At 60.4% G+C, this 24970-nt stretch carries 25 protein-coding genes; 13 read left to right on the top strand and 12 right to left on the bottom strand.

Translation table 11 applies throughout. From position 1 onward, the window contains the following. Positions 1–32: 32 nt before the first annotated feature. From C4S63_RS03240 to C4S63_RS03215, 6 genes are read left to right on the top strand one after another with little or no spacing between them, the layout of a single operon-like run. Positions 33–620 carry a nucleoside triphosphate pyrophosphatase gene (locus C4S63_RS03240; protein WP_062816668.1) on the top strand — a complete coding sequence of 196 codons (588 nt, stop codon included), beginning with the start codon at positions 33–35 and terminating at the stop codon, positions 618–620. A 2-nt stretch (positions 621–622) separates the two neighbouring features. Continuing rightward, positions 623–4450: a YhdP family protein gene (locus C4S63_RS03235; protein ID WP_103916675.1), complete on the top strand. Its 3828-nt coding sequence runs from the start codon at positions 623–625 to the stop codon at positions 4448–4450. After that, positions 4447–5295 carry a carbon-nitrogen hydrolase family protein gene (locus C4S63_RS03230; RefSeq protein WP_200819496.1) on the top strand — a complete coding sequence of 283 codons (849 nt, stop codon included), beginning with the start codon at positions 4447–4449 and terminating at the stop codon, positions 5293–5295. Before C4S63_RS03235 ends, C4S63_RS03230 begins: the two co-directional genes overlap by 4 nt. Beyond that, complete coding sequence (gene tldD, locus C4S63_RS03225; RefSeq protein ID WP_062816671.1) at positions 5285–6727, top strand: metalloprotease TldD; 1443 nt, start codon at positions 5285–5287, stop codon at positions 6725–6727. Before C4S63_RS03230 ends, tldD begins: the two co-directional genes overlap by 11 nt. Next, positions 6727–7188, top strand: coding sequence for a Crp/Fnr family transcriptional regulator (locus tag C4S63_RS03220; RefSeq protein WP_062816672.1), 462 nt, complete (start codon positions 6727–6729; stop codon positions 7186–7188). Before tldD ends, C4S63_RS03220 begins: the two co-directional genes overlap by 1 nt. A gap of 49 nt (positions 7189–7237) precedes the next feature. Further along, complete coding sequence (locus C4S63_RS03215) at positions 7238–8716, top strand: C13 family peptidase (protein WP_231865988.1); 1479 nt, start codon at positions 7238–7240, stop codon at positions 8714–8716. A gap of 176 nt (positions 8717–8892) precedes the next feature. Here C4S63_RS03215 and yjgA read toward each other — a convergent pair whose 3' ends face one another. After that, the gene (gene yjgA, locus C4S63_RS03210) at positions 8893–9432 is read right to left on the bottom strand and encodes a ribosome biogenesis factor YjgA (protein WP_063509289.1); all 540 of its coding nucleotides are present in this window, start codon (positions 9430–9432) and stop codon (positions 8893–8895) included. 36 nt (positions 9433–9468) lie between these two features. Here yjgA and pmbA point away from each other — a divergent pair, with 36 nt between their 5' ends. Both pmbA and C4S63_RS03200 read left to right on the top strand, forming a co-directional pair. Next, the gene (gene pmbA, locus C4S63_RS03205; protein WP_062816675.1) at positions 9469–10824 is read left to right on the top strand and encodes a metalloprotease PmbA; all 1356 of its coding nucleotides are present in this window, start codon (positions 9469–9471) and stop codon (positions 10822–10824) included. 52 nt (positions 10825–10876) lie between these two features. After that, complete coding sequence (locus C4S63_RS03200) at positions 10877–11632, top strand: BPSS1780 family membrane protein (RefSeq protein ID WP_062816676.1); 756 nt, start codon at positions 10877–10879, stop codon at positions 11630–11632. 56 nt (positions 11633–11688) lie between these two features. Here C4S63_RS03200 and mgtE read toward each other — a convergent pair whose 3' ends face one another. The 11 genes from mgtE to C4S63_RS03145 all read right to left on the bottom strand — a co-directional run bounded on the left by mgtE (position 11689) and on the right by C4S63_RS03145 (position 20296). Further along, complete coding sequence (gene mgtE, locus C4S63_RS03195) at positions 11689–13053, bottom strand: magnesium transporter (protein WP_062816677.1); 1365 nt, start codon at positions 13051–13053, stop codon at positions 11689–11691. 155 nt (positions 13054–13208) lie between these two features. Beyond that, positions 13209–13478, bottom strand: a complete 270-nt coding sequence (locus tag C4S63_RS03190; protein WP_062816678.1) for an HPr family phosphocarrier protein — start codon at positions 13476–13478, stop codon at positions 13209–13211. Between the two features lie 15 nt (positions 13479–13493). Next, positions 13494–14345, bottom strand: a complete 852-nt coding sequence (gene rapZ / locus C4S63_RS03185) for an RNase adapter RapZ (protein ID WP_063509288.1) — start codon at positions 14343–14345, stop codon at positions 13494–13496. Between the two features lie 103 nt (positions 14346–14448). Continuing rightward, complete coding sequence (gene ptsN / locus C4S63_RS03180) at positions 14449–14922, bottom strand: PTS IIA-like nitrogen regulatory protein PtsN (RefSeq protein WP_062816680.1); 474 nt, start codon at positions 14920–14922, stop codon at positions 14449–14451. A gap of 16 nt (positions 14923–14938) precedes the next feature. Next, positions 14939–15238, bottom strand: coding sequence for a ribosome hibernation-promoting factor, HPF/YfiA family (gene hpf / locus C4S63_RS03175; RefSeq protein ID WP_062816681.1), 300 nt, complete (start codon positions 15236–15238; stop codon positions 14939–14941). Between the two features lie 38 nt (positions 15239–15276). Then, complete coding sequence (locus C4S63_RS03170; protein WP_103916674.1) at positions 15277–16743, bottom strand: RNA polymerase factor sigma-54; 1467 nt, start codon at positions 16741–16743, stop codon at positions 15277–15279. Between the two features lie 263 nt (positions 16744–17006). Continuing rightward, the gene (lptB, locus tag C4S63_RS03165; protein ID WP_062816683.1) at positions 17007–17732 is read right to left on the bottom strand and encodes an LPS export ABC transporter ATP-binding protein; all 726 of its coding nucleotides are present in this window, start codon (positions 17730–17732) and stop codon (positions 17007–17009) included. Beyond that, positions 17729–18295 carry a lipopolysaccharide transport periplasmic protein LptA gene (gene lptA / locus C4S63_RS03160; RefSeq protein WP_234999916.1) on the bottom strand — a complete coding sequence of 189 codons (567 nt, stop codon included), beginning with the start codon at positions 18293–18295 and terminating at the stop codon, positions 17729–17731. The genes lptB and lptA overlap by 4 nt, the downstream gene beginning before the upstream one ends. Beyond that, a complete protein-coding gene (gene lptC / locus C4S63_RS03155; RefSeq protein ID WP_103916672.1) occupies positions 18270–18827 on the bottom strand; it encodes an LPS export ABC transporter periplasmic protein LptC in 558 nt (185 codons plus the stop codon). Before lptC ends, lptA begins: the two co-directional genes overlap by 26 nt. Further along, complete coding sequence (locus C4S63_RS03150) at positions 18824–19327, bottom strand: HAD family hydrolase (RefSeq protein ID WP_103916671.1); 504 nt, start codon at positions 19325–19327, stop codon at positions 18824–18826. Before C4S63_RS03150 ends, lptC begins: the two co-directional genes overlap by 4 nt. Beyond that, complete coding sequence (locus tag C4S63_RS03145; protein ID WP_103916670.1) at positions 19328–20296, bottom strand: KpsF/GutQ family sugar-phosphate isomerase; 969 nt, start codon at positions 20294–20296, stop codon at positions 19328–19330. A gap of 183 nt (positions 20297–20479) precedes the next feature. Between C4S63_RS03145 and C4S63_RS03140 the strand changes: the two genes are divergently transcribed. From C4S63_RS03140 to hisD, 5 genes are all read left to right on the top strand, one after another. Next, entirely contained in the window at positions 20480–21124 is a 645-nt protein-coding gene (locus tag C4S63_RS03140) for a phospholipid-binding protein MlaC (protein WP_103916669.1), read from the top strand. Between the two features lie 125 nt (positions 21125–21249). Continuing rightward, positions 21250–21504 (top strand): BolA family protein, encoded by a 255-nt coding sequence (locus tag C4S63_RS03135; RefSeq protein WP_062816689.1) that lies wholly within the window; start codon positions 21250–21252, stop codon positions 21502–21504. Positions 21505–21544: 40 nt separating this feature from the next. Next, positions 21545–22807, top strand: a complete 1263-nt coding sequence (gene murA / locus C4S63_RS03130; RefSeq protein ID WP_062816690.1) for a UDP-N-acetylglucosamine 1-carboxyvinyltransferase — start codon at positions 21545–21547, stop codon at positions 22805–22807. Between the two features lie 18 nt (positions 22808–22825). After that, a complete protein-coding gene (gene hisG / locus C4S63_RS03125; protein ID WP_062816691.1) occupies positions 22826–23470 on the top strand; it encodes an ATP phosphoribosyltransferase in 645 nt (214 codons plus the stop codon). A 172-nt stretch (positions 23471–23642) separates the two neighbouring features. Further along, entirely contained in the window at positions 23643–24953 is a 1311-nt protein-coding gene (hisD, locus tag C4S63_RS03120) for a histidinol dehydrogenase (protein WP_103916668.1), read from the top strand. Positions 24954–24970: the final 17 nt, after the last annotated feature.

Genomic DNA, 24970 nt, shown 5'->3' with positions numbered 1-24970 from the left:
CAACTGTCCACTGTCAACTATCAACTGATTTTATGATTCTTTACCTCGCCTCAGGTTCGCCTCGTCGGGCAGAGCTGCTACGGCAGATTGCTGTTCCCTTTTCCATGCTGTCCGCCCCGGATATCGATGAAACCCCGTTGCCGCAGGAGCCGCCCCTGGAGTATGTCTGTCGTATGGCCCGGGAGAAGGCCCTGGCCGGTGCGGCGGGAGCCGGTGATCTGCCGGACGGTGCTGTACTGGGGGCTGATACGGCGGTGGTGTTGGGGGATGAGATCCTTGGCAAGCCGGCGGATGAGCAACAGGCGCTGGCCATGCTCAAGGCGCTCAATGGTGCCGAACATCAGGTGATGTCTGCGTTGGCATTACTGCACCGGGACCATATGGCGGTGCGGTATTCCATCACCCGGGTGCAGTTTCGCCAACTCAGTGAGGCGCAACTGCAGGCCTATGTGGCCACCGGTGAAGGCGCTGACAAAGCTGGCGGGTATGGTATTCAGGGTCTGGGCGCGGCGCTGGTGGCTTCGCTGACGGGCAGTTACAGTGGGGTGGTCGGCCTGCCGCTGGAACAGGTGGTGGCATTGCTGGATCAGGTCGGCATCCGTTACTGGCAACCCAATTGACTATGGCCTCAACTCGACCGAATCGCTGGCATCGACTGTATCCCCCTCTCTGGTGGTTGATTGTGGCGTTGCTGCTGTTGATCGCCACCTATGTGGTAGTCGGTCGCCAGTTGATGTTGCTGGTACCGGATTACCGGGAACGGCTGGAAAGCCTTTTTGAAGAACGTCTGCAGACGCCGCTGACCATTGCCGAACTGGACGGACAAATGTCCGGGCTGGTGCCCCAGTTTATCGCCCGTCAGATCCGGCTGCCGGCTCCAGAAGGGGATACTGCCCTGGAACTGGACGAAGTGGTGCTGGGTGTCGACGTATTCCGCTCCTTGTGGCATCGGGATCTGGTACTCAAGGAGCTGCGCATTCAGGGCGTTGAGCTGAATCTGGTGCGTGGCGAAGACGGCAGCATACGCCTGCGTGGTTTGGATGCCCTGGGCAGCAATGACCCGCAACAACGTCCGCCGCTGGAGCGCATCCTGACCCTGTTTTACCGCCAGCAGTTGCTGGTGATCAGCGATGCCCGTCTTTCTCTGGACTGGCCTGGCATGCCGCCACTGGCAGCCTCCGAGCTGGAGGCCACCTTGATAAACCGCGGAGACGAGCATCGGTTGGCGGTGAATCTGGAAGCCCGGGACCGGCCCCTGTCGGTTCAGGCACGCATTCATCTGCATGGTGATGCGTTTTCCCTGGAAGACGTGGAAGCGGATCTCTACGCCAGTCTGAAGGGGGAGCAGCTGCACGAATGGCTGCCCGGTGATCTCGGCTGGCCGATGCAGCTTGCGGGGCTTGATGGCCGTTTGAAGGTGTGGTCTACCTTGAGGAAGGGGCAGCCCTACGATGCCTTCATCAATCTGACCCTGCCCACACTGACCCTGGAGCAGGGCGATATCTCCTGGCCCATGACGGACTTGTCAGCCCGCTTGGCGTTGGTCAGGGATGGGGAGCAGGCGACACTGTCGTTGTCTCGCCTGTCCGGTGATTCGCCGGCCGGGGCGCTCAGTCTGGGAGATATGGCGTTGCGTTGGCAGACCCGGGGAGAACAACGCCAATGGCAGTTCCGGGGAAGTGAACTGCCCCTTCATGGCCTCAGTCAGCAGTTTCAGCAGTGGCCGTTTACCTTGCCCGACAATGTGCAGCGGATTCGCGAGCGGCTGGCGGACCAGTCACCGCGTGGTCTGCTGGACGGCGTCTATGTGCAGGGCCGTGCCAGGCAAATGGAGAAGTTCCAGTTACGTTTTACTGACCTGTCGAGTCAGGCTCAGGACCGTACACCCGGTGTCCAGGGGTTGTCCGGGTGGGTGTCTGGCAGTGCGACCGAAGGGTTGGCGCACCTGCACGGTGACAATCTCAGCCTGCAATTTCCGCGGCTTTATGATCATGCTCTGGCGGGACAGATCAGTGGCCTGCTGAGTTGGCAACGCCATGGCGAGGCGCTGAGGGTGCGCTCGGGACGGTTGCGGGTGGTCAATCCGGATGCCCATGGCGAGGCGATGATGCAGCTCAGTCTGTTGCCGGAACAGGTTCCGCAATTGCGTCTGGCGGCAGAAATCTATGAGGGTAACGGCGCCCGTGCCAACCATTATATCCCGCTCAAGCGATTGCCCGAGGGGCTCTCGGGCTGGCTTGGGCAGGCGATCCAGGGCGGGCACTTGCAGCGCGGACAGATCCTTTACCAGGGGCCGGTGAAGATCGACAAGAGTCAGCAGCAGGACCGGACCCTTCAAATGCGTTACCAGGCCCGCGATGTGCGCCTGTCTTACCTGCCCGACTGGCCGATGGCCAGCGGGGTGTCGGCGGATGTGCTGATCAATGGCCGCCAGGTGCGTGGTCTGGCTCGCACCGGCAGGATACTGGGCAGCGATCTGAAAGCCGTGCATGTGGATGTGGCAGACGTTGAAACCGGTGAGACGCCCCGACTGGTGATCTCCGGGCAGGCCCGTGGGCCGATCCAGGATCTGGATACGCTTTTTCAGGACACGCCACTTCGCAAACCCCTGCCCGACGAGTTGCTGGATTGGCGTTTCCGTGACGGCAGTATGGCCGGCTACCTGCTGCTGGACATTCCCTTGCAGAAAGACAGCGGCGCACCGGTGGTGATTGTGGATGCCCAGGTCAGCGACGCCACCTTGCACAATGCGCCGCGGAAACTGCAGATCACGGATGCCTCGGCACCGGTCTATTTTCACTCGCGCAATGGCATGCAGATTGACCAGCTGCAGGCCCGGGCCCTGGGTGGGCAGTTTGCGGGCCAGTGGCTGACCCGCGATGGCCGCAGCCGTCTTCAGCTCGATGGCAGTGTGCCCATGAAGCAGGCCGCAAACTGGCTGGGGTTCCCCTGGTTGGCGCCGTTGTCCGGGCAGTTGCCCCTGGGACTCACCGTCCAGATTCCCTGGCAGGGAACGGCGTTTTCTTTGCGTGCGGCATCGTCCTTGAAGGGGATTACCGTGGACGCACCGGCGCCCCTGGGCAAGTCTGCACAGGCCACCCGCCCACTGGATATCCGCCTGAGCAACCCCGGGGGACGTTTGTCGCTGGAGTTGGACTATGGCGGTCTGCTGCAAGGGGCGTTCCGCATGGATAAACGCCTGCGAGGGGATCTGCTGCTGGGTAGCGGCTCCCTGCAGTTGCCTGATGAAGGGGTGCAGGTTCGCGGTCGTTTGGCTCAAGCCATTGTGGAGCCCTGGATAGACTTTATTGGTGATCGACTGATGCCCTCGTTGAAGGCGAGCCGGGGGGGGGGCAGCGGTACCGGCCAGGCGTCGCTGAGCAAGGTCAGTCTGCAGGTGGATCGTCTGGATCTGTTTGGCGTTAATGTGGCGGATACCCGCTTGTCGGTACTGCCTGCAAATGCCGGTTGGGATATGGCATTGAGTAGCCGGGCGGTAGCGGGGTCTGTGAGGATCCCGGACGGCTTTACTGCCCGGGGTGAGGCGCCGCTGTCCCTGTCCGTGTCCCGTCTCAATCTGATCCTCCCCGAAGGTGCCCTGGGGGACAAGGGCCAGTCTGTGCCGGTTTCTCCGTTGACGCTGCCGCCGGTGGATGCGGACTTCAACAATATCGTTATCAATGGCCAGGACTATGGTCAATGGCAAGGTAAGGTGCGGCCCGTCAAAGAGGGGGTGCGCATTTCTGAACTGGACGGCCGCTGGCGATCCAGCCGCTTTCAGGGCACGCTGGACTGGACCGAGCAGTCCGGTAAACCCTACAGCCGCTTCAATGGCAGCCTGTCCTCTGACAACCTGGGCCAATCCCTGAAAGCCTGGGGGTTACCGGCACTGATTGAGTCCGAGGATGCCCGTGCCCAGGTGGTACTGGGTTGGGCCGACTGGCCCCTCAACATGGATTATCTGGCACTGGAAGGGCAAACCCAGGTGGATATCGGCGAATGCCGGATTCCGGATACCGACACCCGAACCTCTTTCCTGCGTTTGCTGGGGATTCTCAACATCGGCACCATCCAGCGTCGCTTGCGGCTGGATTTCTCGGACCTGTACAAGAAGGGAATGAGCTGCGACAGCATCACCGGCGATTTCTCGATTGATGGTCCGCGCGTGGCCACCTCCAATCTGGCCATTGATTCGCCGTCCGCGGCGATTCGTGTGAAAGGTGCCATTGATCTGGAAAAGGAAACCCTGGATCACAACATGGAGGTTACCCTGCCATTGTCCAGTAACCTGTATGCGGGATGTCTGGCCGGGCCCGCTGCCTGTGCCGGCATTTTTGTGGTGGAGCGGATCTGGGGCGACCGGCTGGACAAGACTACCACCATGGAATACCGGGTAACCGGCAACTGGAGCAGCCCGCAGGTGAAAGAAACCGAGGGGATATTCGAATGACGTCAATGCGCTATTCGGTAGCGGCCATCCAGATGACCAGCAGCAAGCAGCCGGATGATAACCTTCGCCAGGCGGGTGCATTGCTGGCAGAGGCCCGGCAAAAAGGGGCCAGCCTCGCCGTGCTGCCGGAAAACTTCGCTGCCTACGGGGGCGACTATCGTTCCCTGGGCGAACGTTACGATGAACTGGTGAGCTGGCTGTATGATCAGGCCAGGTCCCTGGATATGGCCATTATTGGTGGCAGCCTGCCCGCCCTGCAGCGGCCGGATGGCCGGCCGGTACCGTCGCCCCTGGTGCGAACCTGCTCCATCGCCGTCAGTGCCACGGGGGAGCCCCTGGCCCGTTACGACAAACTGCATCTGTTTGATGCGGATGTGCAGGATGCCCAGGGGCGCTACCGGGAGTCGGATTTCTTCGAGCCCGGTCAGGAAGTGGCCACCGTCTCTGTGGGCGGTCTGCAGGTGGGCATGGCGATTTGTTACGACCTGCGCTTCCCGGCGCTGGCGCAGCGGCTGGTTAACGCCGGCGCCCAGTTGCTGGTGTACCCTTCCGCCTTTACGGCGGTCACCGGGGCAGCGCACTGGCAGCTGCTGCTGCGTGCCACAGCGGTGCAGACCGGTTGCTATGTGCTGGGCGCCAACCAGTGTGGCCAGCATGGCCCGCGCCGATCCACCTACGGGCATTCCATGCTGGTGGATCCCTGGGGCACAGTGGTGGACAGTCTGGGTGATGCTCCCGGTGCCCTTGTGGCGGAGCTGGACCTTGCTACCATGAACGAGCTTCGGCAAAGAATGCCGGTTCAACAGCATCAACGATTCCGAATTGAAGGACCCTATGACACATAACGACGCCCTATCCATTGCCGAGTCTGTCCTGCTGGCGCCGGCAAACCTGCACACCCCGCAATTGGCGTCGCTGCTGAACGGCAAGCTCACCGGCCAGGCCGACTATGCCGACATGTATTTCCAGCACAGTCGCCATGAGGCCTGGGTACTGGAAGACGGCATCGTCCGCGATGCCAGTTTCAACACCGAACGCGGTGCCGGGGTGCGTATTGTCCAGGGCGACAAGACCGGATTCGCCTATAGCGATGACATCACTCTGGATGCGCTGCAGCAGGCCAGCGGCGCCGCCCGCGCCATTACCCGCCAGGGCCAGGATCGGCAGATTCAACTTTCCAGCCGGTCGGTGCCGGCCCGTTATGCGGCCATTGATCCGCTGTTGGGCTGGCCCGCCGAAGACAAGGTGGCCCTGTTGCAACGCATCGATGCCCTGGCCCGTTCACTGGACCCGGCCATCGTCGAAGTGACTGCCAGCCTCAGCGCTGAACAGGATGTGATTATGGTGGTGGCCAGCGACGGCACGCTGGCCGCCGATGTGCGGCCGTTGATCCGCTGCAATGTCAGTGTCATCGCCGAGCGCAATGGTCGCCGTGAGCGCGGCAGTGCCGGTGGCGGTGGCCGGGTGGCCTATGACTGGCTGTTGCAGGAAGAGCGTATCGAGACCTGGGCCCGCGAAGCGGTGCGCGGCGCCTTGCTGAATCTGGAAGCGGTAGCGGCACCGGCGGGGACCATGCCGGTGGTGCTGGGGCCGGGCTGGCCCGGTGTGCTGTTGCACGAAGCTGTGGGCCATGGCCTGGAAGGCGATTTCAATCGCAAGGGCACCTCCATGTTCGCCAAGAAATTTGGCCAGCAGGTGGCATCGCCCCTGTGTACGGTAGTGGATGATGGCACCCTGGCGGATCGCCGCGGTTCCCTGACCATCGACGATGAGGGCACCCCCACCGCCTGCAATACCCTGATCGAAAACGGCAAGCTGGTGGGGTTCATGCAGGACAAGACCAACGCTCGCCTGATGGGTGTGGCGCCCACCGGCAACGGTCGTCGGGAATCCTATGCGCACCTGCCCATGCCACGCATGACCAACACTTACATGCTCCCCGGTGAAAGTGATCCCCAGGATATCGTTGCCAGTCTCGACCGGGGTATCTACGCGGTGAACTTCGGCGGCGGCCAGGTGGACATCACTTCCGGGCGTTTTGTGTTTTCCACCAGCGAAGCTTATCTGGTGGAAAAGGGCAAGATTGTCTGCCCGGTGAAAGGCGCCACCCTGATCGGTAGCGGGGCGGAGGTGATGAGTCGTATCTCCATGGTGGGCAATGATCTGGCCCTGGATAGTGGTATCGGTGTCTGCGGCAAGGATGGCCAGTCCGTGCCGGTGGGGGTGGGTCAACCCACGCTCCGCGTGGACGCCCTGACAGTGGGGGGCACTGCCTGATGTCACAGGTCATGGATGTGCTGTCACGGATGCGTCTGTTCGCCGGGCTCAGTGATGAAGAGCTTGGGGTGCTGGAGAAACTGGTCTTTGTGAATCGGGTTCCGGCGGGCGAGCCGGTGTGCAGGGAAGGAGACCGCAGCGATTTTGTCTGCTTCGTGGTGCGTGGCTGCCTGGATATCGTCAAGAACAGCGAGGCTGGCGGAGAGGTGGTGATTGCCCATCTGCGCCCGGGGGACTCCATGGGTGAGATGGCACTGGTTGACCACGAGCCCCGCTCGGCGACAGTCCGTGCTGCGGAGGATGCCACCCTGATCGTGCTTACCCGTAAAGGCGTGGAACAATTGCGCAAACGCAGCCCCCATGCGGTCAGTCTCATCATGGAAAACATTGCCCGCTTGTTGTGCCTGCATCTGCGCCGCACTTCCTCACAGCTGGCCCAGTTCAAACTGCCGGTTGGGTGACGTCATCAACTGCGCGGCGGGCTTGTCGATGAAAGTATGTTGCCTGGTAATGGTTCTTGTTGCGCTGGCGGGCTGTGATCCGGTGCAGTGGCCGGCGGAGGTGCGTTTGCCGGACGGGGCCGTGTATGACGGTGAGACACGGGATGACCTCTTCCATGGAGAAGGGACGCTGACCTGGCCGGATGGCCGCTACTACGAGGGCGCTTTCCGTGAAGGACGGCTCCATGGACACGGCAAGCTGGTGGACCGGCGGGGCTGTGTTCAGGAAGGTCAGTTCGTCGACGGCGTTCTGCACGGGCAGGGGCAATTTACCTGTGACGAGGCCACCTGGCAGGGCCGGTTCGAACAGGGGGAGCTGGTGGAGGGCTCCGTCAGCTATACCGAAGGGGGCTCATATCAGGGGGAGTTTCGTGATCTTGCTCCCCATGGCCAGGGGCTCTGGGTCACCGAGGCGGGACAACACTACGAAGGCCGTTTCGAGAATGGTGAACTGGTGGAAGGCCGTTACCGGGATGAGGAAGGCTACCAATATGAAGGGCAGTTCCGTTATTTTTCCTTCCATGGCCAGGGCACACTGACCCGTCCGGACGGCGTGGTGATCCGTGGCGAGTTTGAAAACGGTTATGCCCACGGCAACGGTACGCGCACCCGTCCGGCGGAGGGTGATGCGCAAGCGCAGGTGGAAAAAGGCTATTTCGTGCGTGGCCGTTACTATGCCAGCGAGGAGGCCTATCAGAAGAACCGCCACGCCCAGGCGGCGCAAATTGAAGCGCGTTTATATACCGAGTCCAGCCGCTTGCAGTCGGTGTTGTCATCCCTTGCCCCACAGCGTCCCGGCGTACGTGATGTGTACTTGCTTGTGGTGGGGGGCGATGGCACGGAAGGTGTGTTTGCCCGCGAGGTGGATTGGGTGGCAGAGCGGCTGGGATCCGTGTTCGATCTGAAACGTCGCCATGTGAAGCTTGTCAACGGTGGCAGCGACGACCTGCCCCTGGCGACCCGAACCAGTGTGCGTGAAGCCCTGGAAGCCCTGGATGCGTTAATGGATCCAAACGAAGACCTGCTCATGGTGCATCTGGTCAGTCACGGTTCCCGGGAGGGCGCCCTGTTGCTGGATGACCATAATCTCACGCTCAATGATCTCAGCGTGGCGGATGGAAAACAGTGGCTCAATGCCCTCAAGGCCAGGCACCAGTGGCTGGTGGTGTCGGCCTGTTATTCCGGCCAATGGGTGGACGCCCTGGCTTCCCCCCGGCGGGTGATATTCGCCTCCGCCGCATCGGATCGCACATCTTTTGGTTGCGGGGATGATTCTGATCGTACCTGGTTCAGCAAGGCGCTATACGGTGAAGACATGGCGGCGGGCATCGACGACCCCGCCGCCTGGTTTGCCGCGACCAGCGTTAAGGTGACCGGGATGGAGGAAGAGCAGGGCATTGATGGTGAGGAGCACTCCATGCCGCAACAGGCGGTGGGAGAGGCGTTCGTTCGCTGGTGGCAGGGCAATAAAGCAGTTAACAGTGAATAGTTAACAGTTAATAGTGAAAACCTGAAGCGTAGTATGAGGGTAGGGTGCACTGAGCCTAAGGCGAACTGCACCGGCCTTGCATTGTTTCTCGGCCCAACGTTCATTGGTGCAGTTCGCCTTAGGCTCAGTGCACCCTACGCCAGCTGGTTGGCTTGGTGTGTAGGCGTAAGCGTCTCTCAATACAGAGGCGCGGTTTTGTCCAGCTGGTTCAAGTAGCTCATCAGCTTGCGCCGCTCGCGTTTGAACTTGTCTTTTTCTGCGGCAGACGCTGTGGCCGGGTCGGCCACGCGGGCCTTGAGCGCGTTACGGCTCAGGTTTCGCAGCTGCTGGCGCTCACCGTGAGGGAAGAAGTCCAGGACTTGCTGCAGGGTGCTTTCAGCGTCCCTGGGCTGATCGCAGGCCATGATCTGCTCCACCCAGTTGGTCAGCCGCTGCTGGCGGAACGGATCATGAAACGCTTCCAGGGCCTGGATGATCTGCTCGCTGTTGGATTCGCGCATCAGGCGACCGATGTACTGGGCATGGCGACGGCGGGCCTCGTGGTGATTGATACGGCCGGCTTCGTCCAGGGCCTTTTTCAGTTCATCGCCCAGGGGCAGTCGCTCTCGCTCCGCCGGCTTCATGTCCATCAACGAGAGTCCCAGCTCCTGCAAAGCACTGTCATCGCGTTTTTGTTGTGTCTTGCTGGTCAGCAGGTCGTCGTTATACTCGGTCATTACATTTTCTGATTCTGGTTACGGAACCGCTATTTTATGTCTGATTCCCCCGCAACGACAGCAGTACTGGATATTGCCCAATTACGCCAGGCGGAAGACACGGCCGCCTGGGTGCTGGAAGAGGCGAAACGGCAGGGCGCCGATGGCGTGGAAGTGAATGTGAGCCTGTCCCAGGGGTATTCGGTGAATGTGCGCCAGGGCGAGGTGGAAACCGTGGAATTCCACCGCGACCGGGGGGTCTCGGTGACCGTGTTTCGTGGCCAGCGCAAGGGGCATGCCAGTAGTTCCGATGACAATCGGGATAGCCTGCGCGATACCATCCAGGCGGCGGCCTCGATTGCCCGCTACACCGAGGAAGATCGTTATGCGGGCCTGGCGCCGGCTTCCATGCTGGCCCGGGAGGTACCGGATCTGGATCTGTATCATCCCTGGGCAATGGATACCCAGGCGGCCATTGACGAGGCATTGCGTTGTGAAACCGTGGCTCGCAATGATGCCCGCATCGTCAATTCCGAAGGGGCGTCCATCAACAGTGGCGCCAGTCTGCGGGTCTTCGCGACCTCTGAAGGTTTCTTGCATGGCTATCGTGGCACCCACCACAGCCGGGTCTGTAGTGTGGTGGCGGAAGATGAAAACGGCATGCAGCGCGATTACTGGTATGACGGCGGGCGTATTGGCGAGCGACTGGCCGCTGCCGAGGAGATTGGCGAGAAAGCCCGGGAGCGGACATTGGCCAGGCTGGGGGCCAGTATTCCCGAAACCGGTGAATTACCGGTGATCTTTGCGCCGGAGGTGGCCTCCGGCCTGTTGGGACACCTGGTGTCGGCGATCAGCGGCGGCGCCCTTTATCGTCGTAGTTCCTTTCTGCAGGACAGCATCGGCAGCAGCGTGCTCCCCAAGGGGTTCTCGCTTACAGAGAATCCTCATCTGGCTGCCGGAAATGCTTCCGCGCCGTTCGATGGGGATGGGTTGCCCACCCGGGCCCAGTCTTTTGTGGAGGATGGCGTGCTGCGACAGTATGCGTTGGGTCTGTATGCCGGTCGCCGTTTGCAGATGGACCCCACCGGCAATGGGGGCGGGGTGCGCAACCTGTCGATCACGGATACCGGCGAATCACTGGCAGCCTTGATGGCTCGTGTACCCAGGGGGATTCTGGTCACAGAAGTGATGGGGCAGGGGGTGAATCTGGTGACCGGTGACTATTCCCGTGGTGCCAGTGGTTTCTGGTTTGAGAACGGCGTCATACAAGGTGCCTTGCAAGAGTTTACCATTGCGGGGCATCTGGGGGAGATGCTCAGGGGTATTCAGGGGAGCGGCACCGATGTGGATTATCGGGGTAACATTGCCAGCGGCTCGCTATTGCTGTCGCCCATCAAGATCGCCGGGCGATAGCGTATCCAGGCATTTTCAATGGATGAAAATTTTTTCGGTAAAGGAGTAAACCGTGAGTGAAATCAATCCGTATCAACAGCCTAAGGCCGAGTTGATTGACGACAACAATCCACCTGCTCAAGCGCTGACCATTTTGTCAGAGCCACGCAGTATCAGTGTGGGGGATGCCCTGGGCTGGATCGGTAGTGGCCACAAGATGCTGCCGGGGCACTGGGGTGTGGTTCTGGGGGCGCTGGTGGTCACCGTGCTGATCACCTCTGCGTTCCAGATCATTCCGCTGCTCGGCATGATCGCGCAAGTCCTGGCAACGCCCCTGCTCTATGCCGGCATCGTGAAAATTTTCCATCGCATGGAAACCGAGGGCAAGTCGGATTTTGCGGATCTGTTTGCCGCTTTCTCCGAGCGCACGGCACCCCTCATTCTGATGGCTCTGGCCCAGCTGGGCGTGATGCTGCTGCTTGGGGTTGTCTTTGGTGGTCTGGGCTATGCCATGGGGGTCAGCGGCGGTGCCAGTACCGGGGCGATGGTAGTGATCGGCCTGTTGGGTCTGGTGGCCATGTTTGGCTTTATCTACCTGTTCTACTTCACCGTGCCATTGATCTTCCTGGGCAACAAGGGCGTGGGTGAAGCCATGAAGCTGAGCATTGCCGGTTTCACCCGCAATGTGATTCCCTTGATTGTGTACCTGTTGGTAACCATGGTGATCGTGCTGGTGGCGGCCTTGCCGTTACTGCTGGGTTGGCTGTTCGTCATGCCGATTCTGGCCGGCGCCTACTACGTGTCCTTCCGGCAGATTTTTGTGGAGTAATGTCCGCCGAAAAAAAAGGCGCCAATGATTGGCGCCTTTTTTTGTGGGTGAAAATCTCAGACCAGCAGATGGGCATAAAGCACGGTGGCCAGGCCCAGGAAGGCAAAGAAGCCCACGATATCGGTGATGGTGGTAAGCACCACGGAGCCGGCCAGAGCCGGATCGATACCCATCTTCTTCATGATCATCGGCAGCATGGCGCCGGCACAGGCGGCCATGATCAGGTTGATGATCATGGCGGCAGCGATGACCATGCCGATACTGGGGTCGTCAAACCACAATGCTGCCGTAATGCCGATCACCGTGGCCCAAAGCAGGCCGTTCAGTGCGCCAACAGACAATTCCTTGACCAGCAGATAGCGGGTATTACTGGACTGGATCTGTCCCAGTGCCATGGCCCGGATCACCAGGGTCAGGGTCTGACTGCCAGCGATACCGCCCATGCTGGCAACAATGGGCATCAGGATGGCCAGCGCCACCACTTTTTCCAGGGTGGCTTCAAACAGACCGATCACGGCGGAGGCGGCCAGGGCGGTAAGCAGATTGATGCCCAGCCAGACAGCCCGACGCCGCGCCGTTTGCCAAACGGAGCCAAAGGTGTCCTCGTCCTCATCCAGACCGGCCATGCTCATCAGTGAGTGGTCCGCTTCCTCGATGATCACGTCTACCACGTCATCAATGGTAATCCGGCCGACCAGCATGCCGTCTTCGTCCACCACCGGGGCGGTTACCAGATCCTGGCGTTCAAAGATCTTGGCCACTTCGTGAGCAGGCAAGTTGGCGGGAATGGATTCGGTATCAGTGATCATGGCCTCGCGCACGGTGGTGCCGGGATCGCTGATCAGAACCTTGGTCAGTGGTAACAACCCGATAAACTGATTACGGCGATTGACCACTGCCAGGTTATCGGTGGTGCGAGGGATTTCCCCCCGGCGGCGCAGGTAGCGTTGCACCACTTCGAAGGTGATTTCCGGGCGGATGGTGATCACATCCGTGTTCATCAGGCCCCCGGCGGTATCCTCCGGGTAGCTCATTACCTGTTCCAGCCGGTCGCGATTCTGCTCGTCCAGGCTGGCCATGACCTGGCTGGTCACATGCTCAGGCAGCTCCTGCAGCAAGTCGGCAAGGTCATCGGTGTCCAGCTCTTCCACCAGAGAGACCAGCTCATCAGTGCTCAGGTTGCGCAGTAGCTCAACCCGCACTTCCTCACCCAGATACTGGAGAACCTCGCTTTCCTGGTCCTTGCTGAGCAGTTGCCAGAGAATCTCCCGTTCCCGGGGCGGAAAGGATTCCAGCAAATGCGCCGCTTCCGCACCGGGGAGATTGTTGAACAGCTGTCGCACCTGCGTATAGGTGCCGCTGGACAAGGCGCGGTTGATGACTTTGTGGTGCTGTTGACTACGGCTGGTATCGGCGGGCATCGAATAATCAGTTAACAGTTAACAGTGAATAGTTAACAGCGAAAACAGGATGTGCTGCTACTCGGGCTTGGATAGGCTCACAGTAACAGCCCTTCGGGGCATGTGGTACTTGATTTTTAGCTGTTCACTATTCACTGTTAACTATTAACGGCTTTTTACTCTTCTTCATCAAAGCGGCGGGCGAACAGGTCGGTGAGTTCGTCCATGGCGGCGGCTTCATCATTGCCTTCCACCTGGAAAACCACGCTGCTGCCTTTGGCGGCGCCCAGCATCAAAAGGCCCATGATGCTTTTGGCATCGATGGGTTTACCGTTATGAATAACGTGGATGCGGCTCTCGTATCGCGATGCCACACTGACCACCTTGGCGGCGGCGCGGGCATGAAGCCCGAGTTTGTTGATGATATCCAGTTTTGTTTCGATCATTGCGCGGCAGAGGCCTTAATCCAGTTCGCGGTGGCGTACCTGCAGGGTGGTGCCCTCATCACGCAGCCGTTTTGCCAGTTGCTCGGTGATAAATACCGAGCGATGGCGACCGCCGGTACAGCCAATGGCCACCGTCACATAGCTGCGGTCGCTCTCGGCGAAAGCCGGCAGCCAACGTCTCACGAAGTGGTGGATATCCTCCAGCATGTCGTGGCTGGCCTGGTGTTCCTTGAGGAAATCGATGATGGCTTCATCGCGCCCGGTAAAGGGGCGAAGATCTGCGCGCCAGTGGGGGTTAGGCAGTACCCGTACATCAAACACCAGGTCGGCATCATTGGGCAGGCCATTTTTGAATCCGAAGGACTCAAGCTGAAGGGAGAGGGCGGCGCTGCGATTGGCGACCCGCTCACGCACCAGATTGCGAAGGCTGTGTACGTCGTAATTGCTGCTGTCGATCACCAGATCGGCACGCAAGCGGATGTTGGCCAACAGCTCCCGTTCATGCTGGATGGCGGATTCCAGTGAACCCTGTTGCGCGCCGAGAGGATGCCGGCGGCGGGTGGCACTGAAGCGTTTCAGCAGAGTGCTGTCGTCCGCATCCAGATAAATGATTTCGGTCTTGACCTGTTGCTGATGCAACGCATCCAGAATGGCGTCAAAAGCCAGCAACTGGGTAGGCAGGTTGCGGGCATCAATGCCTACCGCCGCCCGCTCAATGGGCAGCTCTCCCTGGCTCAGCTGCTCTGCAAGAGTAGGCAACATGCCCACCGGCAGGTTGTCGACGCAATAGTAGTTCTGGTCTTCCATGGCCTGCAGGGCCGTGGTCTTTCCCGAGCCGGAGCGGCCGCTGATGATGGTGAGTTTCATGGCTGCTCCGCGCTTCTGCCATACACCACACGCAGGCATCCACGGTCAGCAGAGGAGGGGCGGTGGCTCTGACGCACTATGCCCGAAAGCTTGATGGGTAATGTCATGATGCCAGTCGCAGCTCCGCTTCGGATTCCACGGCAGTGTGATACAGGTGGTGATTGTCCTTGCTGAGTCGCAGCTCGGCACGGTAGTCGTCGTCGTTGAACAGGGAGGCCAGGTGGCTGAGGGTTTTCAGGTGCTGTTCCGGGTTTTCCTGGGGAACGAGCAACACAAACACAAGATCCACGGGGCGACCGTCAACGGCATCAAAATCGATGGGAGTGGACAGTTTCAGCAGCAGCCCGATGGGTTGCTGGCAGTGACCGAGACGACAGTGAGGAATGGCGATGCCTTCGCCGATGCCCGTGGAGCCCAGCTTTTCCCGGGCTACCAGGGCGTCGAAGACCTCCTGTTCGTTGAGGCTGTCGCAGCCGGCCGCAGCCAGCTGCGCAACCTGGTCCAGCAGCTGTTTCTTGCTGCTGGCCTGCACCTGATTATGGGTGCGTGCTTCGGTGAGTAGTTCGCGAACTCGCATAATTGTCGCTTTGGGGTCAGTGGCCGTGCTTGTGGCTGACGGCCTTTTCCTTGTGTTTGAGAATCTGGCGGTCGAGCTTGTCCGTCAGCTTGTCGATGGCAGCGTACATGTCCACTGCCTCAGCGGTGGCGAAGACGTCGGCCCCGGAGATATGGATAGTGGATTCCGCCTTGTGGGTCTTGGGTTCCGGGGAAAGAATCACCTGGACACTGGTAATCTGGTCGAAATGCCGTTCAAGACGGGAAAACTTGTCTCCCACATAGGCTCGCAAAGCGTCGGTAATTTCCAGGTGATGACCGCTGATATTAATTTGCATGTCTGGCTCCTTTACCTGCTCTTGGGCCGTCCCGGCGCCTACACCAAACGCTTGCGGGCGCTGGATGACGGTATTTTCATCGCCTCTCTGTACTTGGCGACTGTCCGGCGCGCCACGTTGATTCCCTGCTCGTTCAGCAAGCTTGCCAGCTTGTTGTCGCTGAGCGGCTTGCGGGGATTCTCGGCAGCGACCAGCTTCTTAATAATGGCACGAATAGCGGTGGAGGAACACTCACCGCCGCCGTCTGTTCCCACGTGACTTGAGAAGAAATATTTCAGCTCAAAGACGCCGCGGGGTGTCATCATGTATTTCTGGTTGGTGACCCGACTAATGGTCGATTCGTGCATCTCGACGGCATCGGCAATGTCGGCCAGAACCAGGGGTTTCATGGCCTCCTCCCCATAATCGAAGAAGTCCTGCTGGACTTCAACAATACGGGTGGCCACCTTCAGCAGGGTGTCGTGGCGGCTTTGCAGGCTCTTGATGAACCACTTGGCCTCCTGCACGCAGTTGCGCAGGTACTGACCATCCTCTCCCCCGGCTTTGCGGGCCATGGTGGCGTACTGCTGCTGCAGGTTGACCTTGGGCAGCACCTCCTCGTTCAGGCTCACCTGCCAGTGGCCCTGATGCTGGCGCACGATCACGTCCGGGACCGCGTAATCCACCTGGCTTTCCCCGATCTGCTCACCGGGGGCAGGATCCAGAGTGCGCAGCAGGGAGAGGGCATCAAGCAGGTTTTCCTCGCTGATCTGCAGGACCCGCCGCAGGGCGGCATAGTCGTGTTTTTCCAGTAGCTCCAGATGCCCCAGCAGGGCCAGGGCATACTCCAGGAAGGGCGTGTCCGTGGGCAGTTGGCGCAGCTGCACGCGCAGGCAGTCGGCCAGATCGAGGCTGGCCACGCCCACCGGATCAAATTGCTGCAGGCGATGCTGCACCGCCAGTACCTCATCGGCTTCCAGTTCATCGCCTTCGGTGAACAGGTCCTCCTGAGCATTCATCATCGCCACGATGTCGTCCACGGACACGGTCAGGTAGCCGCGATCGTCCAGGGATTCGATGATGGTCATGGCGATAATGCGGTCCACATCGCTCATGGGAGTCAGGTTCAGTTGCCAGAGCAGGTGGTCCTGCAGGTTGCCGGCCACACTATGGCGTTGCTGCCAGTCGTCGGCATCGTCGGGAAGGGCGGCGGAGGCGCTGCTGGTCTGGCCGGAATAGACATCGTCCCATTCCGTTTCAATGCCCGGTTCGTCGTCCACGAACTCTTCCAGGGCATCTTCCCGTTCGGTATCCAGCTCCTGCTCGTCCTGACGTTCTTCGTCAGTGTCAGGCAGGGATTCGTCGCCAAAATCGTCAGCCAGCTCCAGCAACGGATTGCTTTCTACTGCCTGCTGAATTTCCTGGCGCAGGTCCAGCGTGGACAGCTGCAAGAGGCGAATGGCCTGCTGCAGCTGCGGTGTCATGGTCAGCTGCTGGCCGATTTGTAGTTGTAGGCTTGGCTTCATACTGCTCAGGCTGATTGGTCCCCAAAGCCCGAGAATAACAGCCTATCTATAAGACAAGCAATATTTGTGCCAATGGTGGTTCTGTGCTAGGGAGCGGAGTTGACAGTTGATAGTGGACAGTTGACAGCTACGCGATAAAGGCTCTTGGTTCAGAAAACCATTTGAGGCCGCGCCCAAGCTTTAAACGCGGCCTCATACATTGCAGATGAAGACAGGATTTCCCGCGACAGCTGTCAACTGTCCTCTAGCAACTGTCAATTTGTTTACAGTCTAAAGTCGGCACCCAAGTACACATCCCGCACCTGCTGGTTGCCGAGGATGGTGTCTGCATCGCCGGAGGCGATGATATGGCCGGCGCTGACGATGTAGGCGGTATCGCAGATATCCAGCGTTTCACGCACGTTGTGGTCAGTGATCAGTACACCAATACCGCGCTCTTTCAGGTGGCGAATGATGCCCTTGATGTCGTTCACGGAAATCGGGTCCACGCCGGCGAAGGGTTCATCCAACAGAATGAAATCCGGGTCCGTGGCCAGGCCGCGGGCAATTTCCGCCCGGCGCCGTTCGCCGCCGGACAGGCTCATGCCCAGAGAATCGCGAATGTGGGTGATATGGAATTCCTTGAGCAGGCTTTCCATGCGCTCGTGACGTTCCGCCTTGCTGAGATCCTTGCGGGTTTCCAGGATCGCCATGATGTTCTCTTCCACGGTCAGGCGGCGGAAGATGCTGGCTTCCTGGGGCAGGTAGCCGATGCCGCGCTGGGCGCGACCATGCATGGGCAGATGGGTGATGTCCGCGTCGTTGATGTCGATGCGCCCGGCATCGGCTTCCACCAGGCCTACGATCATGTAGAAGCAGGTGGTCTTGCCGGCGCCGTTGGGCCCAAGCAGGCCGACGATCTGACCGGCTTCCACGTCCAGGGACACATCTTCGATGACCCGGCGGCCCTTGTAGCTTTTTGCCAGGTGGTGGGCGCGTAAATGGCTCATGGGGTGTTTGGCTCCGCCTCGGGGGAGGGCGCCACAGGCGCCTCGCCGTTTGCATTGTCGTCTGCCGGTGGGGATTGTTCGGTGCCAGGTGTCTGGTTCTCGGCGGGGATCACCAGTCTCACTCGCTTGTCGCCTTCACTGCTGGCGTCGACTCGCTTGGAGTCCAGGCTGTATTCCACCCGGGCGCCCTCGAAAGTATTGCCCAGATGTTCAATGTAGGCATCACCGGTGAGCACCAGGGTGCGTTTGCGGATGTCGTAGACCAGGTTGTTGGCGTGGGCCTGCAGGTCCTTGCCTTCTTGCATGCGTACCGGGGTGCCGGAGGCCTCCACGCGAGTCAGTTCGCCATTACGGGTAAACAGGCGCATTTCATCGGCAAACAGTTTGCGCTTGCCCTGTATCAGCTCCACATTGCCGCGATACAGGCCGCTGCCAGCGTCCTGCTCAAAGCGCCCGGAATCAGCGGTGACAGACACGGGCATTTGCGCAGGCGCCGCCAACGCCGTCACCGGCAGGGCAGCGGCAAGGGCGATGGTTCTAAGAAGCCGGTGCGTCAAACTCACTCTTTACTCCTTTTTCAAGGGTCAGGATGCCCTTCTCGAGATCGGCCTCCAGCGCTCCCGCGCGAGTGGTGCCGGATTCAAATTCCAGGTCCACATTGTCGGGAGAACTGGCGATGTTGGTGTCGCTGTAAAAGCGCAGCTCCTGGGTATCCAGGGTAATCTTCTGTTGCTGGTTCCGGGCTTTCACGTCGCCGGAAAATACGATCAGGTCGCCATTTTCCTTGACGACGCCCTGCTCGCTAACGATGGTCCAGCTGCCCTTGTCGTTGGCCATTTCCAGCTCCGGTTCCTGCATCTCCGTGAGTGGATTATGGTCGTACTGTGTCAGGGTTTTGGCGGTCAGATAGTACTGGAGACGGCCGTCCTCTTCACTAAAAGCCCGTGCCGTAATGTCTTTGGCAACAATGGCTGGTGCCGTGAGGATGCCATCCTCCTGCCCGGGTAGAGTGTCATCCCACTCGTGGAGCGTCATCAGCATCACCAGTCCCAGCATCAGGACACCGGTGGCGCTGAGCAGGCCCTGGCGCTTCATGCTGGGCTCCGCTGTGCCAGGATGGCGTCGCAAATTTCCCGCACCGCGCCCTCGCCGCCACGCCGTTCGGTAATGTGGTTGGCGGCCGCCTTGGCGCAGTCATGGGCATTGGCCGGGGCAAAGCTGAGCTGGGCCCATTCCAGGGCGCTCACGTCTGGTTCGTCATCGCCGGCATAGCCGGTTTCGCTGGCGGCAATACCCAGCTGGTTCGCCAGGTCGGCCAGGGCGACACCCTTGTCCTCGCGGCCCTGAATCACATGGTTAATGCCCAGGTCGGCGGCGCGTTTGGCCACCATGGGGGTGTTACGGCCTGTGATGATGGCCAGGGTCACGCCGCTGGCGGCCAGTTTCTTCAAGCCGTGGCCGTCCAGGGTGTTAAAGACTTTGAGGGCCTCGCCGTCCGGGCTGAAGTAGATGCGTCCGTCGGTCATCACTCCGTCCACGTCGAAGGCCATCAGGCGCAGTTTCTGGGCATCAATGGAAGACAGTTGCATTGGCATTTACACCACCCCCGCGCGCAGCAGGTCCTGCATATTGAAGGCACCCAGTGGCTTGCGGTCCTGGTCGCAGACCATCAGGCCGTTGATCTTGCGGCTTTCCATGATCTGCAGGGCCTCCGCGGCCAGGTGGCCAGGTTCAATGGTGATTGGCTGGGCCACCATCACCTCGTCGATGGTGGCCTTGCGGATGTCGATGTCGCGGTCCAGCATGCGGCGCAGATCGCCATCAGTGAAGATGCCTGCCAGGGTGCCGTCGTCCCGGGTGATGGCTGTCATGCCCAGCCCCTTGCGGGTCATTTCCAGTAGCGCTTCGCTGAGCGAGGTCCCGCTGGCAACCACCGGCAGTTGTTCCCCGGCGTGCATGATGTCATCCACCTTCAATAGCAGGCGCCGGCCCAGGCTGCCGCCGGGGTGACTCATGGCGAAATCTTCGGGCGTAAAGCCACGGGCTTCCAGCAGGGCGATGGCCAAGGCATCGCCCATGGCAAGGGCCGCTGTGGTGGAGGAGGTGGGGGCCAGATTGTGCGGGCAGGCTTCTTCGCTGACCGCCACGGTCAGGTGCACATCGGAGAGCTGCGCCAGGGCAGATTGTGGCCGGCCGGTCATGCCAATCAGGGCGGTGCCCTTGCGTTTGATGACAGGGAGGATGGCCAGTACTTCGGCGGTTTCTCCGGAGTTGGACAGGGCCAGCACCACATCGTCCGGGGTGATCATGCCCAGGTCGCCGTGGGACGCTTCCCCCGGATGCACAAAGAAAGAAGGTGTGCCGGTGCTGGCCAGGGTGGCGGCTAGTTTGCTGCCCACGTGGCCACTTTTCCCCATGCCGGTGACGATGACCCGTCCGCGGGCGGCCAGCATCAGGTCGCAGGCGGCGGAGAAGCTGTCATCCAGGCTGTCTTTCAGGCAATCAACGGCTCTGGCCTCGATGTCCAGTACCCGTCGACCCACGCCGATGTGGTCGTGACTCATTCATCTCTCCTCTGGTCGGGGTCGATTATACATTGCTGGGGACGCCTCGTTGACCCGAATTCTGTTTCATTTGGAACCGTTGGGACATCTTGTGACTCCAACAAAGCAGATGCGGTTCAGTGTGTTACTGGACATCAGCGGTATAAAACCGTAAAACCGCCGGACATTAACAGGGAGTTTTCTATGCATTTGCAGCGTGTTATCCGGATCTGGCTGGCAATGGTGTTTACCGCCATGGCCTCTTTGGCGGCGGCGGACAGCGATCCGCGGCAGGTGGTGATGGAAGCGGTGGAGCGCATGACCTCCCGTATCGAGGCGGAGCGGGAGCAACTGGAGGCTGATCCGGACCGGGCCAAGGAGCTGGTGCGCGAGGAGCTTGGCGATCTGGTGGACTTCAAGCGTATCACTCGGAGGGTGATGGGCGATTACTTCGGGCCGTCCAGCAAGGAACAGAAGTACCGGTTTCTGGACGTGTTCAAGAATAGCCTGATCAATACCTATGCCTCCGGTATTACCCTCTATGAAGGCCAGAAGATTACTACGCTGCCCATGCAGGAAGGGGATCGCAAAGGCGATTATGCCCGGGTGCGCATGGAGGTGAAGACCAACTCCGGCAAGACGGTACCGATCTACTACACCCTGTTCCTGCGTGATGGCCAGTGGCGGGTGGTCAATGTGGTCGTCAATGGTCTCGACCTGCGCGATACCTTCAGGAGTCAGTTTGCCCAGGGCATGCAGCAGTACAACGACATCGACAAGGTGATCGACACCTGGTCTGCAGACGCCAAGATTGATGCGGGTATCAAGGACAGCGACCCGAAGAGCTGATTCTTCCGGCGGTGCCGCCGTGGCAAGGGGGCGTCGGCTCGCGTATTATTGCCGTTTTCACCGAGGAGCGGGTTAATCCCGCTCCTCGCTGTTCGGGCCGCTGTCGGCCCCGATGAGGAGCGAGCATGAATCCGGAAGAGGTAAAAGCACTGGTCGAAGCCGGTTTTGACGATGCCGATGTGGCGGTGGAAGGCGGCGGCGACCGGTTCCAGATTCGCGTCATTTCCACGGCCTTTGAAGGCCTGATGCCGGTGAAGAAGCAGCAGCTGGTCTACGCCACCATCAACGAGCAGATCCAGAGCAACACCATCCACGCGGTGCAAATCATTACCTATACCCCGGCCGAGTGGGAAAAAGCCCAGAAGATGGGTATCGGCTGAGGCATTGCGCCTGGCCCTCTGACAAGTCTAGAGACAGTTCATGGATAAATTGATCATCACCGGTGGCCGGCGCCTTGACGGCGAAATCCGTATTTCCGGCGCCAAGAACGCGGCCCTGCCGATCCTGGCCGCCACCCTGCTGGCCGACGAGCCGGTCACCGTGGGTAATCTGCCGCACCTGCAGGATGTCACCACCCTGATCGAGCTGCTGGGCCGCATGGGCGTCCACGTGGTGATCGACGACCGCATGAACGTGGAAGTGAACGCCACTACCATCAAGGAACTCACCGCGCCCTACGAGCTGGTGAAGACCATGCGTGCCTCCATCCTGGTACTGGGGCCGATGGTGGCTCATTTTGGCAAGGCGTCCGTATCGCTGCCGGGTGGCTGTGCCATTGGTTCACGGCCAGTGGACATTCACCTGCGTGGCCTGGAAGCCATGGGCGCTGACATCGAAGTGGCGAACGGCTATGTCCATGCCTCCGTGGAGGGTCGCCTCAAGGGTGCCCGCATCGTCATGGATACGGTTACCGTCACCGGCACCGAAAACCTGATGATGGCCGCTGCGCTGGCGGAAGGGACTACCTACCTGGAAAATGCCGCCAGGGAACCGGAAGTGGTGGATCTGGCCGACTTCATCAACACCATGGGTGGCAAGGTGCGCGGTGCCGGCACCGACACCATCACCATTGAAGGGGTGGAGCGTCTCCACGGCGGTCATCATGAAGTCATCGCCGACCGTATCGAAACCGGGACTTACCTGATTGCCGCTGCCATTACCGGTGGCCGTATCAAGACCAAGGACACGGTGCCGGGTATCCTCGATGCAGTGCTACAGAAACTGGAAGAAGCCGGTGCCAAAATCACCACCGGTGACGACTGGATCGAGCTGGACATGGAAGGCCGTCGGCCCAAGGCGATCTCGCTGCGAACCGCCCCGTATCCGGCCATGCCCACGGACATGCAGGCCCAGTTCATGGCCCTGAACCTGATTGCCGAAGGGACAGGCACCATTGTGGAAACCGTCTTTGAAAACCGCTTTATGCACGTGCAGGAAATGAACCGCATGGGCGCGGATATCGAAGTGCAGGGCAATACCGCTATTTGTCGCGGTGTGGATCAGCTCACCGGCGCGCCGGTGATGGCCACCGACCTGCGAGCGTCTGCCTCCCTGGTGATCGCGGCCCTGGCGGCGGAAGGGGAAACCACGGTAGACCGCATCTATCATATTGATCGCGGTTACGAGTGCATCGAAGAGAAACTGCAATCGCTGGGTGCGGTGATTCGCCGCGTTCCGCGCTGATTGGGAAAGACCGTCGTAATGACCAAGCCGTTGACCATCGCCCTGTCCAAAGGGCGCATCCTCAAGGAAACCCTGCCGTTGCTGAAAGCGGCGGGCATTGAGCTGCTGGAAGATCCGGAGGCCTCGCGCAAGCTGATCTTCGACACCACCCGCGACGATGTGAAGATCATCATCATCCGCGCCACGGATGTTCCGCCCTATGTGCAGCACGGCGCGGCGGATATCGGTGTGGCCGGCAAGGATGTGCTCATGGAGCACGGCGCTGATGGTGTGTTCGAGCCTCTGGATCTGGATATCGCCCGCTGCAAGTTGATGGTGGCGGCGGTGAAGGATGCTCCGGAAGTAGGCAGTCGCCTGCGTGTGGCCACCAAGTTCGTCAACGTGGCCAAGGCCTACTATGCCCAGCAGGGCAAACAGGCGGAAGTGATCAAGCTCTACGGTGCCATGGAACTGGCCCCGCTGGTGGGCCTGGCCGACCGCATTGTGGATATCGTGGACACCGGCAACACCCTGCGCGCCAATGGCCTGGAGCCCACCGAGCTGATTGCCCATATCTCCACCCGGGTGATCGTCAACCGCGCCAGCATGAAAACCCGTCACGGGGATATTCAGGGAATCCTGGATCAGCTGGCCGAGGCGGTGGCGGCTCGCAAGGCGGGCTAACACCTTTCACCACAGTGGTCACAATGCGCGCGAGAATAACCGCCCATTGGTCGATGGGGCGTTGCGACAGGCGTTGTTGATCTTGGTGATAGAAAAAGACCCGCCTTCTCCTCACTGAATCCTGTGCCCTTTGTGGTAAAAACAGATTGTGACTTTGACTACGGTGCCAACCATGGAAACCACCTGGCTTAACGCCCAAGACGCGGATTTCGATGCCAAGCTGGCTGCGCTCACCGCCTGGTCCGAAGAGCGGGACGAGGAAGTAGCGGATCGGGTGCGCGGTATTCTTCGTGATGTGGCCAAACGCGGCGATGCGGCGCTGGTGGAATACACCAACCGTTTTGACCGTCGCGACGTGGCCGCCATGGATGCGCTGGTGGTGGGGCATGATCAATTGCAGGCAGCCCTGGAGCGTATTCCTGCCGAACAGCGCCAGGCGCTGGAAGCGGCCGCCGAACGGGTGCGTCGCTACCACGAAAAGCAGAAGCAGGATTCCTGGCAGTACCGGGAAGCGGATGGCACATTACTGGGCCAACAGGTGACACCGCTGGATCGGGCCGGTATCTACGTGCCCGGTGGCAAGGCCGCCTATCCCAGCTCGGTGCTGATGAACGCCTTGCCGGCCAAGGTGGCAGGTGTGGGTGAAATCATCATGGTGTCGCCGGCCCCGGATGGCGAAATCAACGACATGGTGCTGGCGGCGGCGGCCATTGCCGGGGTGGACAAGCTATTCACCCTGGGGGGCGCCCAGGCGGTAGCGGCACTGGCCTACGGCACCGAGACGGTGCCTGCGGTGGACAAGATCGTCGGCCCCGGCAACATCTATGTGGCGGAAGCCAAGCGCCAGGTATTCGGCAAGGTCGGCATCGACATGATCGCCGGGCCGTCGGAAATTCTGGTGGTCTGTGATGGCAAGACCGACCCTGACTGGATCGCCATGGACCTGTTTTCCCAGGCAGAACATGACGAGGAAGCCCAGGCCATCCTGGTCAGCCCGGACGGCGACTTCCTGCAACAGGTGGCCGAGTCCATGGAAAAACTGGCGGTGACTCTGGAGCGGGAAACCATTATCCGTACGTCCATGAAACATCGCGGCGCCATGATTCAGGTGCAGGATCTGGAGCAGGCCATTGCCCTGGCCAATACCATTGCCTCCGAGCATCTGGAGCTTTCCATTGATGACGCCGAGCAATGGGCAAAACAGATTCGTCATGCCGGTGCCATCTTCCTGGGCCGTCACACGCCGGAAGCCCTGGGTGATTACTGCGCGGGCCCCAATCACGTGTTGCCCACCAGTGCCACGGCACGATTTTCTTCCCCCCTGGGTGTGTATGATTTCCAGAAGCGCAGCTCACTGATCGGTTGCTCCCCGGAGGGCGCCAGCGAGCTGGCGAAAATCGCCTCACCCCTGGCCCGCGGCGAAAGCCTCACCGCCCACGCGCGCAGCGCCGAATACCGAATCAAGAAAGCGTCAGACGTCTGACCTCGGACGACAAAACT

The sequence above is a fragment of the Alcanivorax sp. DSM 26293 genome (genome assembly GCF_900107995.1).
Classification (GTDB): Bacteria; Pseudomonadota; Gammaproteobacteria; order Pseudomonadales; family Alcanivoracaceae; genus Alcanivorax.
Note: the sequence above shows the minus strand (reverse complement) of the source record. Positions and strands in the feature narration are given on the sequence as shown.